Origin of the sequence: Klebsiella ornithinolytica NBRC 105727 = ATCC 31898 (assembly GCF_001598295.1) — a bacterium.
Classification (GTDB): Bacteria; Pseudomonadota; Gammaproteobacteria; order Enterobacterales; family Enterobacteriaceae; genus Klebsiella; species Klebsiella ornithinolytica.
Map to the genome: position 1 here is coordinate 237,142 of NZ_BCYR01000001.1, position 13,554 is coordinate 250,695.

11 protein-coding genes are annotated in these 13,554 nt (G+C 54.8%); 3 read left to right on the forward strand and 8 right to left on the reverse strand.

Features of this window, described 5'->3' with window-relative positions; all coding sequences use genetic code 11:
* Nucleotides 1-6: 6 nt before the first annotated feature.
* Nucleotides 7-576 carry a VOC family protein gene (locus tag ROR01S_RS01105; RefSeq protein WP_032717090.1) on the reverse strand — a complete coding sequence of 190 codons (570 nt, stop codon included), beginning with the start codon at nt 574-576 and terminating at the stop codon, nt 7-9.
* 230 nt (nt 577-806) lie between these two features.
* Between ROR01S_RS01105 and argS the strand changes: the two genes are divergently transcribed.
* The gene (gene argS, locus ROR01S_RS01110) at nt 807-2,540 is read left to right on the forward strand and encodes an arginine--tRNA ligase (protein ID WP_004864079.1); all 1,734 of its coding nucleotides are present in this window, start codon (nt 807-809) and stop codon (nt 2,538-2,540) included.
* A 101-nt stretch (nt 2,541-2,641) separates the two neighbouring features.
* Here the strand turns inward: argS and bglB are convergent, their stop codons facing one another.
* Both bglB and ROR01S_RS01120 read right to left on the reverse strand, forming a co-directional pair.
* Nucleotides 2,642-3,781 (reverse strand): beta-galactosidase BglB, encoded by a 1,140-nt coding sequence (gene bglB, locus ROR01S_RS01115; RefSeq protein WP_015583999.1) that lies wholly within the window; start codon nt 3,779-3,781, stop codon nt 2,642-2,644.
* 4 nt (nt 3,782-3,785) lie between these two features.
* Nucleotides 3,786-5,369 (reverse strand): MFS transporter, encoded by a 1,584-nt coding sequence (locus ROR01S_RS01120; protein WP_032717089.1) that lies wholly within the window; start codon nt 5,367-5,369, stop codon nt 3,786-3,788.
* 360 nt (nt 5,370-5,729) lie between these two features.
* Here ROR01S_RS01120 and uspC point away from each other — a divergent pair, with 360 nt between their 5' ends.
* Nucleotides 5,730-6,158, forward strand: coding sequence for a universal stress protein UspC (gene uspC / locus ROR01S_RS01125; RefSeq protein ID WP_004864087.1), 429 nt, complete (start codon nt 5,730-5,732; stop codon nt 6,156-6,158).
* Between the two features lie 35 nt (nt 6,159-6,193).
* Here uspC and otsA read toward each other — a convergent pair whose 3' ends face one another.
* From otsA to ROR01S_RS01150, 5 genes are all read right to left on the reverse strand, one after another.
* Complete coding sequence (gene otsA / locus ROR01S_RS01130; protein WP_004864090.1) at nt 6,194-7,618, reverse strand: alpha,alpha-trehalose-phosphate synthase; 1,425 nt, start codon at nt 7,616-7,618, stop codon at nt 6,194-6,196.
* Complete coding sequence (gene otsB, locus ROR01S_RS01135; protein ID WP_015583997.1) at nt 7,593-8,396, reverse strand: trehalose-phosphatase; 804 nt, start codon at nt 8,394-8,396, stop codon at nt 7,593-7,595. Before otsB ends, otsA begins: the two co-directional genes overlap by 26 nt.
* Before the next feature lie 161 nt (nt 8,397-8,557).
* On the reverse strand, nt 8,558-9,538 hold the full coding sequence (gene araH, locus ROR01S_RS01140) for an L-arabinose ABC transporter permease AraH (RefSeq protein WP_032724644.1): 981 nt from the start codon (nt 9,536-9,538) through the stop codon (nt 8,558-8,560).
* Nucleotides 9,539-9,552: 14 nt separating this feature from the next.
* The gene (gene araG / locus ROR01S_RS01145) at nt 9,553-11,067 is read right to left on the reverse strand and encodes an L-arabinose ABC transporter ATP-binding protein AraG (protein ID WP_004864098.1); all 1,515 of its coding nucleotides are present in this window, start codon (nt 11,065-11,067) and stop codon (nt 9,553-9,555) included.
* Nucleotides 11,068-11,129: 62 nt separating this feature from the next.
* Complete coding sequence (locus tag ROR01S_RS01150) at nt 11,130-12,110, reverse strand: arabinose ABC transporter substrate-binding protein (RefSeq protein ID WP_004864103.1); 981 nt, start codon at nt 12,108-12,110, stop codon at nt 11,130-11,132.
* 894 nt (nt 12,111-13,004) lie between these two features.
* Here ROR01S_RS01150 and ROR01S_RS01155 point away from each other — a divergent pair.
* Nucleotides 13,005-13,508 (forward strand): non-heme ferritin-like protein, encoded by a 504-nt coding sequence (locus ROR01S_RS01155; protein ID WP_004864107.1) that lies wholly within the window; start codon nt 13,005-13,007, stop codon nt 13,506-13,508.
* Nucleotides 13,509-13,554 lie beyond the last annotated feature (46 nt).

A 13,554-nucleotide genomic window follows, 5' to 3' on the forward strand; every position in this document is an offset into this window, starting at 1 on the left:
ACACTGTTACGCATCAGATTGTTCGCTGGCGACAATTTGCTCAATTGACCACGGGTGAAATTTAATCGTGACGCGGCCATCCGTCACCGCCAGGGTCGGGTTTGGCAGCCGTTCGCGCTCTCCTTTCGGCGAGCTGGTTTTGACAAAAATCCCCGGCTGACTCAATCCCTCATCAGACAGCAGCGCCAGCGCGCGAGCATTGAGCGCATCCGGCTCGCCCGGCAGCACAATCTCAACGTGCTCCCATCCTTCATGCGGATAGCGTTTCTCGCCCGGCCACGGCAGCTCAACCACGCTGAAACGCCAGTGGGCCACCGAAACCGGCTCATCCAGTTTGAACAGGCAGATAGGTCGACCGTTGATCGTGTTTTCCGACAGCAGCGTGCCGCATTGTTCAAAACCGCGACGCCAGCGCTCTGCCGTGGCGTTTTGGTGGCAGCGCAGGGAAATATGGTCGGCATCCAGCGGCGCGATATCCAACCCAAGTCGGTCGGCCAGCCCGCTTAGCGCGTCGGTGAAACGCGGCAGATCCGCGGAAATATCGTTAAGCTCATCAATTTGCTGCCAGTTTGCCATACTGCACCTCAATGCACGTCAAAGGGGGGTAATTTAGCGTGTTTCCCGGCGGCGACCAACCGGGAATCTTCTGTGGGGTTCGCCGAGTGGCTATTCATTAAGCGTGCTGCCCGGCAACGCGCGCACGGTGCTGACGCATGGGCGCAAATGCAGTATACTCCTGCCCTAATTTGTCCACATTCCGGCGCTGCCCCACAGGGGTTATAGCGCCTTAAACGTAAGGTATTCCGGTGAATATTCAGGCTCTTCTCTCAGAAAAAGTCAGCCAGGCCCTGATCGCGGCAGGTGCGCCTGCCGATTGCGAACCTCAGGTCCGCCAGTCAGCAAAAATCCAGTTCGGCGACTATCAGGCCAACGGCGTGATGGCAGTAGCGAAAAAACTGGGTATGGCGCCGCGACAACTCGCAGAGCAGGTACTGTCTCATCTCGACCTTAACGGGATTGCTAACAAGGTTGAAATCGCCGGGCCCGGCTTTATCAATATTTTCCTCGATCCGGCCTTTTTAGCGGAAAATGTGAACAGCGCGCTGGCGTCTGAGCGTCTGGGCGTCGCCCGGCCGCAGGCGCAAACTATCGTCGTTGACTACTCCGCCCCGAACGTCGCCAAAGAGATGCACGTCGGCCATCTGCGTTCCACCATCATCGGTGACGCTGCCGTCCGTACGCTTGAATTCCTCGGTCATAAGGTGATCCGTGCGAACCACGTCGGCGACTGGGGCACTCAGTTCGGCATGCTGATCGCCTGGCTGGAAAAACAGCAGCAGGAAAACGCCGGTGAAATGGCGCTGTCCGACCTCGAAGGCTTCTACCGCGATGCGAAAAAGCATTATGACGAAGATGAAGTCTTTGCCGAACGCGCCCGTAACTACGTAGTAAAACTCCAGGGTGGCGATGCTTACTTCCTGGAGATGTGGCGCAAGCTGGTTGACATCACCATGACCCAAAACCAGATTACCTACGATCGTCTGAACGTCACCCTGACCCGCGATGACGTCATGGGTGAAAGTCTCTACAACCCGATGCTGCCGGGCATTGTTGCCGATCTGAAAGCCAAAGGTCTGGCCGTCGAGAGCGAAGGCGCGACCGTGGTGTTCCTTGATGAGTACAAAAACAAGGAAGGCGAACCGATGGGCGTCATCATCCAGAAAAAGGATGGCGGCTACCTCTACACCACTACCGATATCGCCTGTGCGAAGTATCGTTATGAAACGCTGCACGCCGACCGGGTGCTCTACTACATCGATTCCCGTCAGCACCAGCACCTGATGCAGGCGTGGACGATCGTGCGTAAAGCGGGCTATGTACCGGAATCCGTGCCGCTGGAACATCACATGTTCGGCATGATGCTGGGCAAAGACGGGAAGCCGTTCAAAACTCGCGCCGGCGGTACCGTGAAGCTGGCGGATCTGCTGGATGAAGCGCTGGAACGCGCGCGCCGCCTGGTGGCCGAGAAAAATCCGGACATGCCTGCCGATGAGCTGGAACAGCTGGCCAATGCGGTCGGTATTGGCGCAGTGAAATATGCCGACCTGTCCAAAAACCGGACCACCGATTACGTATTTGACTGGGATAACATGCTGGCCTTCGAAGGCAACACCGCGCCGTATATGCAGTATGCCTATACCCGCGTGCTCTCCGTCTTCCGTAAAGCGGAAGTTGACGAGCAGGCGCTGGCTGCGGCACCGGTGATCATTACCGAAGCGCGCGAAGCGCAGCTGGCCGCGCGCCTGCTGCAGTTCGAAGAGACGCTGACCGTTGTGGCCCGCGAAGGCACGCCGCACGTCATGTGCGCCTATCTCTACGATCTGGCGGGCCTGTTCTCCGGTTTCTACGAGCATTGCCCGATTATCACCGCCGAGAGCGAAGCCGCACGCAACAGCCGTCTGAAGCTGGCGCAGCTGACGGCCAGAACCCTGAAACAGGGTCTGGATACGCTGGGTATTGAAACCGTCGAGCGGATGTAAGTCGGCGGGGGATTTTGTCGCCCCGGCTAGCCGCGCGCTGCCGGGGAAATGCCTGATGGCGCGGTGCTTGTCAGCGTCTGTCAGGGCGATCAAATCCTGCCTTAGAAGTATTTGCGCAAATACTCCGTCAGACACAATATCGCCATTGCCTGACCATACGGCATCGAAGTCAGCGGGATCTCGCGGTAAAAGTCGAGATTGCCGCCCATCCCGGTCCCAAACGAGGTCTGTAACAGCTCCCCTTCCGGGGAGATATTTTTCACCACCCCGCGAATCGCCTTCTCCGCCACCTCGGCGTACTCCGCCGCGACATAGCGCTTACGCACCGCTTTCAGAATGCCATAGGCAAATCCGGCGGTGGCCGATGCTTCCAGGTACGAGTGCGGATCGTCCAGCAGCGTATGCCACAGGCCGCTGTCATCCTGACATTTTGCCAGCGCGGCAATTTGCGCATTCAGCACCTGGATCAAATAGCGTCTGACGGCGCTGTGCTCAGGTAAATCAACCAGTTCAAGGAAATCGGGGATCACCATCGTCAGCCAGCTGTTACCCCGCGCCCAGCGAGCGCGGGCGAAGTTATGCTGACCGTCATAGCTCCAGCCGTGAAACCACAGCCCGGTTTCCCGGTCCATCAGGTTCTGAACGTGAAGTAAAAACTGATACACCGCCTCTTCCACATACTGCGGACGATTGAGCAATTTACCGATTTTAGCCAGCGGCAGTACGGTCATCATCAGCGTATCGTCCCACATCTGCTGATGGTTCTCTTCCGCCAGCGTGATGTGCTGCATTCCCCCATGCTCCGTGCGCGGCATCTCATGCATCGCCCACTCCGCCCAGCTATCGAGCCAGGGCAGATACTCCGGTCTCCCGGTCTCTTCGTAGCGCCAGGCCAGGGTCAGGAATGGGGCCATGGTATTAACGTTCTTCGTGGTCGCTCCTTCGGCGAAGCGATCGGCAAACCAGCTGTCGATAATATCGCGCATCGCCGTGTCCCCGGTCTGCTGGTAGTACTGATGAATACCGTACAAACCTACGCCATGCGTCCACTCCCAACCGGCCCACCCTTTGGTATCAATGACCCGCCCGTCGTCCAGCCGCAGCAGAAACGTCCCCGCTTCATCGCGAATATTGACCAGATTATGGGTCACTTTTTGGATCAGCGACTGCAGTTCATGGCGGCTAATAAAATGCGCCGGCTGACGCAGTAACGGGCTATGTTTGACAGGCCACACCTTCATCTCTTTACCCTCTGTTGTATGTCGATTTCATTTCAGCACCCTGCTTCAGCGATGGCGCGGCAGGTTTATTGCGGTTCAGATAACCAATATTGTTATTTCCCCACAGCGCGTCGAACGGCATGCCGGCCAGCATCTCAACCACCGCGCGATCTTCCGCTGTCGCCAGCTCTGGCTGTGCGCGGCCCGAGCGACGCATTTTGAGCGTCTCCGCCCGCAGCACGCTATGCGTGGCAAGATTGAGCCTGAAGCGCAGGGAGACGAGGAAACCGCAGGCCAGCACCGCCAGCGTGCCGACGCTCAGGATCAACAGGATGGTATGGCTCACTTCATAGGGCTGGGTCTTCTGCCCGGAAACAAATCCCGAGAGCTGCATAATGATACCCACCAGCATCACCGCGCCGGCCTGAGAGGCTTTGCGCGTCAGCGTCATAATGCCGGCAAAAATCCCTTCGCGACGCTGCCCGGTGATGACCTCATCCACATCCGCGATATAGGTGTAGGTATTCCATGGCACATAGTTGATTCCGCCACGCCCAAGTCCCGCGACGGCAGAGATCAACAGCAGCAGCGAGTAGACATCGCTCAGTCCGGCGTAATAGAGAATCGCGTAGGACAGCGAGCTCAGGCCAAACAGCACGACCACCATACGATACGAAGGGGCGGGCCCGAAGCGAATACAGAGCGGAATCATGGCGATGACGGCAATAAACTGGAAGATAGCCATGGTGCCCAGCAGGTTGGACGCCATTGAGGCCTCCTGCATCAGCACAAACACCACGTAGTAGGTAAACACGGCATTAAAGACGTCCTGAGCGATATAGCCGCCAAGGTACATCCCCAGGTGCTGGCGGAAAATCTTAATCCGCAGCGTCGAACTCAGCTCAATAAACAGGCGATTGAGGCTCTGAGCCAAAGACAAATTGCGCTTCTCTTCTTCCGCCCGCAGCGCGGCTTCGGACCACTCTTCCCGCGGACGTTCCCAGGTAAAGAACCAGACGAAGGTCAGCATCAGCGCGCACAGCACGGAGAAGACGAGACTTGCGTAGAAAAAGGAAACCGCATTGTCCTTACCAAACTGGGTCAGCAGAATGCCCGGCAGGAATGACGCCAGAATGGCCGACATCTGCGCCATCGAAATACGCGCGCCGGAGAATTTGGTTTTTTGTTTAAAATCATCCGTCATTTCCGGTACCAGCGTTTCATACGGCACCAGAATCATGGTGTAGACGATATCGAACAGCAGATAGGTGAGCAGGTAATACCAGAATCCCATATCGCCAACCCACATGATGGAGTAGCTGAACACGCAGGGGATGCCGAGCAGAATAAAGAACTTACGTCGGCCAAAGCGTTTGCCGAGCCACGTGGTCCCAAAGTTATCGGTCAGAAAGCCCATCAGCGGGCTGATCACCGCATCCAGCACTCTCGCCGTGGCAAAAATCAATGTTGCTTCAATGGGGGAAAGGCCGCAGAAGGTGGTGTAGAAGTAGAGGAGCCAGGCCGCGGTCAGCGCGGTGGTCCCGGCGCCGAGGAAGTCGCCCGAGCCATAGGCCAGATAATTAACTAAACCGATTTTACGTGTTTTCATCGCCGTAAATCCTGTGTCTTTTTTTTAGTGAACTCCGACAAGCTTTCTGGCTTAGCCAAAAGGGAGTGGATACATGGCTACAGTAGAAGTATGAGAACAGGGTTACCTTTTCGTTTTTGCCAGCTCGCCCCCGTCCATGGCAAACATACAAAGAGTCGACGAACACGCATCACCTATTTATAAAACAGCATTTCCTTTATAACAAAACGTATGTCCAAAACTAAAACTTGGTCGATGAAAACGTGATTTATCTCCACCAGAAATCAGTCGCTTAATGTGTGATGAACAGGGATTGCGGGAGATAAAAAATGAGAGTAAAGAAAGTATGAAGGGTTATTTCGCGTATCTGAAGGAGGCCTGATGTCCTATTCTCATCTGCTCGTTGCCGTCGCCCCAACGCCGGAAAGCCGCGTGCTTATCAATAAAGCGGTCTCTATCGCACGTCCGCTGGATGCCAAAGTCAGCCTGATCACGCTGGCCACCGATCCGGAGTTATATAACCAGTTTGCTGCGCCGATGCTGGAAAACCTGCGGGACTTGATGCATGAAGAAACGCGAGATTTTCTCTCCGGACTGGCGAAAGAAGCCAATTACCCTATCGACAACGTGACGATTGCCAGCGGCGAACTCAGCCACCACATCAAAGATTTTTGCCAGCAGCATCACGTGGACCTGGTGATATGTGGCAATCACAACCACAGCCTGTTTTCGCGCGCCACCTGCTCGGCGAAAAGCATCGTCGGCAGCAGCGGCGTGGACGTTTTACTGGTCTCTCTGGAAAAAGGCTGACGCCAAAGGCGTCAGCCTTTTTCCCGCTTACCGCGCTACGCCAGTTTGGGGAAAGTTGAGACTTTGCGTTGCAATCGGCTCTCCTCACTGCGCGGTTCGATCTGCTGCAAATCGCTGATGAACCGCTCCTGCCAATGATGGATATCGTTATCCTTGATGACCGCCAGCATCTCCGCATGACGCGCAATGCGTTCCGCCAGCGGCATCGTCAGACCACGATCCAGTGCCGCGGCCACCTCGTCGCGATCGTAGGGATTGACGATCAGCGCACTGGTTAGCTCATTCGCCGCCCCGGCAAACTGCGACAGGACCAGCACGCCCGGGTTCTGCGGATCCTGGGCAGCAATAAACTCTTTCGCCACCAGATTCATCCCGTCGCGTAGAGGCGTCACTAACCCGACATCGGAATAGCGGAAGATCTTCATCAACAGTTTGCGTTCAAAATGTTGATTCAGGTAGTACAGCGGCGTCCAGCCCAGCTGTCCGTACTGGCCATTGATTCTGCCGCTGGCGGTCTCCAGCTGATGGCGAATATCCTGATAGGCCTGTACTTCGCCACGGGAGGTTGGCGCAATCTGCGTATAGCGAATCTTGCCATGGTGCTGCGGGTATTTCTCCAGCAGGGCTTCATAGGCGAGAAAGCGCTCCGGCAGGCCTTTAGAGTAATCCAGTCGCTCAACGGAGAAGATATTTTTTACCCCCTTAAGCTCGCTTTTCAGCTGTGCCAGTTTGGGCGGCAGCGGCCCCTTCGCACTGCGCGCAATCTCGTCAGGATCGATGCCTATCGGGTAAACCTCGGTGCGGAAATGTTTGCCCCATGCCTCATGGCGTCGGCCATCTCGCGTCACCACCCGGGTCTGCAGCGAGACGCTATCAAGAAACGCCACTCTGTCGTTATCGGTCTGGAAGCCAAGCAGATCGTAGTCACAGAGCTGCTCAAGAAGCTCGGCATGCGGAGGCAGCGCGTTAAAAATCTCTGGCGTCGGGAACGGAATGTGCAAAAAGAAACCGATACGGTTATTGACCCCGAGCTTGCGCAGCTCGCTGGCAAAAGGCAGCAGATGATAATCATGAATCCACAAAATATCATCGGGCTCAATCAGCGGGAGAAGCTTCTTCGCCAGGTTGGCGTTAACCCGCAGATAGCCGTCCCATGACGGACGTTGGAAGTCCACCAGATCCAGGCGATAGTGAAATGCCGGCCACAGCACGGCGTTGGAAAACTGGTTGTAGTATTCGTCATGATCCCGTTCATTGAGCGTAAACGAGGCCCAGGTGATATTGCCTCGCGTCACCGTGTTTAGCGGTTTCTGGTCATCGCCAATCTCTCCGCTCCAGCCAAACCATAATCCACCGGCGGCCTTCAGCGCGCCCAAAATGCCCACGGCCAGGCCACCCGCGCTGGCCTTTTTATCATCCGGTGGCGCAATACGATTAGATATTACGACTAAGCGCCCCATAACCCTCCCTCCTGTCATTTTGCGCATCAGGTTGTTGCTTATTATTTGCGATGCTGATTAACCAATGCTGAACGGCCGCGACATCCGGCAGACGCCACTGCGCCTGGGTGTCGCCCTTGCCAACTTTTACCGACATGCCGCCGAGCTGATTCACGACGTTGAACCCGGCTTCGTCCGTCAAATCGTCGCCAACGAATACCGGTTTACGCCCCTGAAACGGCGCCTCCTGCATAAACGTCGCAATCGCTTCCCCTTTATTGACCCCACGCGGCTTAATCTCCACCACGCACTTACCCAACTGCAATGCGAGGATGGGGTAACGTTTGACAATCCCCTGCGCCAGCGATAGCGCCGCGCTCTGGTACGTCGGCGCCTGGCGATAATGCAGCGCAAACGCCATGCCTTTGTGTTCCAGCTCACATCCCGGCATCGTCTCCAGCGCCGCCCGCAGCTGCTCATCCAGTTCCCGGAGCAGCGCATCAGGAAGCGTGACGATGTGCGTTTTACCATTGATATCGCGGCGTTCTGCCCCGTGAACACCGGCCAGCGGCAGCCGGTATGGATGGGTAAGCGCATCAAGCTCAACCATTGAGCGCCCTGAAATCAATGCCACCGCCCCACCGTGCTGCTGCGCAAGCTGCCGCAGCGCCTGAAGCGCCTGTGTGGGGATAACAACCTGATCGGGATGAGGTTTGATATCGGCAAGCGTGCCGTCGAGGTCAAAGAAAAATGCATGATGTTCGGTTGGCACAGGCGGTACAGATATCTTGTCAGCCACCCTGTTCTCCTCCTTTCATGGCCAGCACAACGCTGGTTGTTAACGGATTGTTAGCCATGTAAGTATAGACAGTGTGACCGGGATCGCCATTTTTGATAGCTATCGCCAGCGTAGCGGGCGCTGGCGATAATCAGGGATTAGACTAAAAGGTTGGGGGATTATTAAGCAGCTCGTTTTGCTTTTTGTTTATAACGGTCGAAGATAACCGCCGCCAGCAGAATCACCCCGCGCACCACGTACTGAGAGAACGGCGAGATATTGAGCAGGTTCATGGCGTTCTCTACGGTGCCGAGGATCAGGATCCCGGCAACCACATAAGAGATCTTACCGATCCCGCCTTTCAGCGACACGCCACCCAGCACGCAAGCTGAGATAACGATCAGCTCATAGCCAATCGAGGTCATCGGCTGGCCGCTGGTCATGCGCGAGGCGAGGATAATCCCCGCGGCCGCAGAAACCACGCCTGAGATCACGAAGATAATAATTTTGGTCCGCACCACCGGCACCCCCGCCAGACGGGCCGCCTCTTCATTGCCACCGATAGCCAGCGTATTGCGGCCAAAGGTGGTTTTGTTGAGCAGTAAACCAAAAACAATCAGGCAGGCGACGGTCAGCCAGATCGGGGCCGGCAGGCCAAACCAGTTGGCATAGCCTAAGGTAAAGAAGCGCTCATCTTCAATGCCGACCGCCTTTCCGTCGGAGATAATATAAGCCAGGCCGCGCACAATCTGCATTGTGGCCAGCGTCGTGATCAGGGCGTTAATTTTCAGCCGGGCAATCACGAAGCCGTTAACCAGCCCGCTGACTGCCCCCAGCAGCAGACCGGCGGCAATCCCTATCCACATGCTTTCCGTCAGATTAATCACCACTGCCGTCGTTACGCCAGCGCAGGCGATGACCGATGCCACCGACAGATCAAAATCCCCGGACGCCAGGCAAAACAGCATGCCGCAGGCCACCATACCGGACATTGAAATCGCCAGCCCCAGCCCTTTCATATTGATAAACGAGGCAAAATTGGGTACAAAAATCACGCAGCCGATAAACAACACGGCAAAAACAACCAGCATGCCAAACTGATCCCAGATTCGGGCAAAGCTAAACGAACTCTGGCGGGCATTAGGGGTAGTAACAGAGGACATTATTGACTCCTTACTCAGGCGACCGCCTGGCTCACTTTTGGCATCGCAAGGCTTAACGCCTGCTGTTCATTGGCATCATCATGCAGCAGTTCGCCCGCCACCTCACCTTCGCGCATCACCACGATACGATCGGCCACGCCGAGCACTTCGGGCAAATCGCTGGAGGCGAAAACGACGGCGACACCGGAGGCCGCCAGGGCATAGATAACGTTATAAATTTCATGCTTAGCGCCCACATCAATGCCGCGGGTCGGCTCATCCAGCAGGATCACTTTCATCTCTTCCGACAGCCAGCGTCCCAGAATCGCCTTCTGCTGGTTGCCGCCGGAGAGATTCATAATCAGCTGTTCGGGGCCCGGGGTTTTGATATTAAGCGACTTAATATGCCGATCGGCGTTGTGCGCTTCCCAGCCGTTGTTAATGATGCAGCCCGCGTGAATATGCCGGCGACGCGCGCTGATATTGATATTGTCGCGTACGGAATGGACCGGAATAATGCCCTCCGCTTTGCGGTCTTCCGGGCACAGCATCATTCCGGCCTCGATAGCCTGTGCCGGTTTGCGAATATCGATCGCCTGCCCGTCGATATACACCTGACCGCCGGTGATACGGGTTCCGCCAAACAACCCTTTCATCAGCTCGCTGCGCCCGGCCCCGACCAGCCCAAACAGGCCGACGATTTCCCCGCTGCGCACCGACAGATCTACCGGCCTGCGGACGCCGGGCGCTTTGACCTGCTCCAGGCGCAGACGCTCTTTGCCATACTCACGCGGTTTCCAGCCGTAAACATCGCCCAGCTCGCGCCCGACCATCGCCTGCACCAGCGCGTCATGACTCACGGTCTGCATATCATCGAAGGTGCGTACGTAGCGGCCATCTTTAAACACGGTGATCGCATCGCTGAGCGCAAAAATCTCCTCCATGCGGTGCGAAACATAAATAATCACGCGCCCTTCCTCACGCAATTCGCGGATGACGCGAAACAGATGGTCGATCTCGCGCGCCGAAAGAGAGCTGGTCGGTTCATCAAATGCGATAACCTTTGCGTTACGGGTGAGCGCCTTGGCAATCTCAACCATCTGCCACTGGCCGATGGAGAGGTATTTCAACGGCGTTTCCGGGTCGATATCCAGCCCCAGATGTTCCAGCTGCAGCCGCGCTTCGTAGTTGAGCAGCGAGCGGTTCACTAAGCCGTACTTATGCGGGATTTGGCCGAGGTAGATATTCTCCGCGACGGTCATTTCCGGAATCAGGTGCAGCTCCTGATAAATGATTGCCACTCCGGCGTTCAGCGCTTCGGTAGTGTTGCTGAATACGCGCGGTTGGCCGTCTATCTGCAGGTCGCCGGCGGTAGGAATATAGTTGCCGCTGAGAATTTTCAGCAGCGTCGATTTTCCGGCTCCATTTTCCCCCATCAGGGCGTGGATCTGTCCGCTATAGCAGTCAAAGCTAATATCGGAGAGCGCCTTAACGCCGGGAAAGGTCATGGTAATGCCGCGAAATGAGAGATAAGGGGTAGACTGTTGCATAACAACTCCGCTCTTCTATGCTCAGCCTCCCGCAGGCTGCGGGAGGCAGGGTCAACCAGGCCTTACAGCCCTTTTTTCGCCAGCTCTTCTTTGAAGTTGTCGCGCGTGATCAGCACCACATCGGTGACCGCAGTGAATTTCGGCGGTTCTGCGTCTTTTGTGACCCAGTTGTAGAGCATCTCGCTGGTTTTATATCCGTGGATATCCGGGCTAGGCAGCAGAGAACCGTAGAAACCGGTCGCCTGCGCTTTGGAGAGTTCGTTAACCGCATCCACACCATTAATGCCAATGCCAATCACATCCCCGGCTTTAAAGCCCTGACCTTCGGTGGCGCGCACGCCGCCCAGTACGGTGTTGTCATTCATCCCCACGATCAGCCAGTGCTTCACCTGAGGATGCTGTACCAGCATCGAGTTACCGGCGTCGAAGGCGCCCGGGATATCGTTGGATTTAGTCGGCACGCGGTAGATCTGTTGGTCAGGGAAACCGGCCGCTTTCAGCGCGTCGATGGAACCCGTGGTACGACGACGGGCGGTATCGAGTTCATCAGCGGTAATCGCCATCACGCCGGTATCCTTCACATCCCAGCCGCGTTTTTGCATCTCTTTGTACAGCTCCTGCCCCTGACGGGCGCCAATTTCACTGGCGGCCATCATCACCAACGGTACGCTCTCCATCGGTTTACCTTTCGCATTCACGAACTGGTCATCGACGGTGATGACTTTCATATCGTATCCGCGCGCTTTAGCGACAATCGCCGCCCCGAGTTTCGGGTCAGGTGTACAAATAACGAAGCCCTTTGCCCCGCTGGCCGCCAGGCTGTCGATGGCATTCAGGGTTTTCTCACCATCCGGGACCGCAATTTTAATTACCTCAAAGCCCAAATCTTTGCCGGCCTTATCGGCAAATTTCCACTCGGTTTGAAACCAGGGTTCTTCCGGTTGTTTGACCAGAAATCCGAGTTTAAGCGTTTCAGCCATAGCTGATTGTGACATAACCGCAGCGAGACCGATCGCCGCCAGCGCTTTAGTAAATTTGTGCATGGTAAACTCCAGCTTTATTTCGCTTTTCTGTAGGGAAGTATCGGACTTAATTTTTTTATCGGACGTAAAACAAGGCATTAGAAAAATTGCACACCGAACTGCCGTTGTTCATTAAGTAATAACTGGAAATCAATTCTCCATACGAGAGCATTATCACATCGCGGAATTACAGTAATTGCGTGCATAGATTTAGCGAAAAATGACATAAAAAAAGAGCTAATTGTCAGACAATTAGCCCTGCACATAGCAATATTATCCATATCATCAGCAGACTTATCCTTGTCGCTACCGCCGCCTGCTCTCAGGAGATGTCCCGAAAGTGCTGTGCCCCCTTTTTCAGCCGTTTCCCTTACCGATACGACTTCTCACAAGATGAAATATCGCACAGGAGAATTTTATTACCGTTAATAACAGAATACACCTCATCATCCCGCTTATCTGGTCCTGTAAAAATGACGTCACTCAATCATTTCTCGTGATTTCTTTTTTACCGAATGGTTGATGCGACATGACCGAATTATGACCTCAGGATTAAATTCATATTTAATTAATATGTCGTAGGCATCATCCATATCATAAAAAAAGCCATAAAAATAAATTCAATAAAATCATCAAGATATGGATATTTAAATCAAGTAAAAGACAAAAACAACACGCTTTATAAGGATGTTGTAACGAAACGTAAACAGATGCACTTGAGAGTTTTCTTAGTCTATTATTGAGGGTATTCTATATATATCGGCAGGCGCTAATTAATTACCGATACACATAGGGAAAGTGCAAATTCATTATTTTGCCGACAATGTTACGCGTAAAGAGTCTCGCATTTTATCGTTCACCGGCGAAGATTCCCGACGCGTGAATGATACCTCCAGCTTAATAAGGATATTTTTTATGGTCGTTTCAGGAATGGCTCAAAAACTCAATAATCAGATGAACCTTGAGTTTCATGCCTCAAATTTATATCTGCATCTCAGCGAATGGTGCGAACAGCACCGTCTGAACGGCACCGCCATCTTTTTGCGCTCCCGGGCACAATCCCACGTGACGCAGATGATGCGCGTATTCGATTTTATGAAGACCGGCGGAAACTGGCCGATCGTCAAAAATGAAGGCAGCTACAGCTATAACTGTCACTCCCTCGAAGATCTGTTTACCACCACCCTGGCCGATTATGAACAGCGTAGCAGCATGCTGTCCGGATTGACCGAAGAGGCTAAAGCGCAACGCGACGACACCACCTGGCGCTTCCTGACGCTGCTGGAGAAAGAGCAGCAGCAGGACGGCGTGCTGTTGCAAAGCGTGCTTGAAGAGGTTCGTAACGCGGATAAAGCCGGCCTGGGTATGCTTCAGACCGATCGCCGCCTGCTCAGTCTGGTGACACGCCGCCAGGATTAAGGCCATCGCGCCGGCATCACATCAACCGTTCTCTCAGCGAGTATGG

Bases quoted from the DNA above. Each gene is read 5' to 3' on its own strand.
- ROR01S_RS01105 (WP_032717090.1), bottom strand. From the start codon at position 576: ATGGCAAACTGGCAGCAAATTGATGAGCTTAACGATATTTCCGCGGAT.
- bglB (WP_015583999.1), bottom strand. From the start codon at position 3,781: ATGAAGGTGTGGCCTGTCAAACATAGCCCGTTACTGCGTCAGCCGGCG.
- ROR01S_RS01120 (WP_032717089.1), bottom strand. From the start codon at position 5,369: ATGAAAACACGTAAAATCGGTTTAGTTAATTATCTGGCCTATGGCTCG.
- uspC (WP_004864087.1), top strand. From the start codon at position 5,730: ATGTCCTATTCTCATCTGCTCGTTGCCGTCGCCCCAACGCCGGAAAGC.
- otsA (WP_004864090.1), bottom strand. From the start codon at position 7,618: ATGGGGCGCTTAGTCGTAATATCTAATCGTATTGCGCCACCGGATGAT.
- araH (WP_032724644.1), bottom strand. From the start codon at position 9,538: ATGTCCTCTGTTACTACCCCTAATGCCCGCCAGAGTTCGTTTAGCTTT.
- araG (WP_004864098.1), bottom strand. From the start codon at position 11,067: ATGCAACAGTCTACCCCTTATCTCTCATTTCGCGGCATTACCATGACC.
- ROR01S_RS01150 (WP_004864103.1), bottom strand. From the start codon at position 12,110: ATGCACAAATTTACTAAAGCGCTGGCGGCGATCGGTCTCGCTGCGGTT.
- ROR01S_RS01155 (WP_004864107.1), top strand. From the start codon at position 13,005: ATGGTCGTTTCAGGAATGGCTCAAAAACTCAATAATCAGATGAACCTT.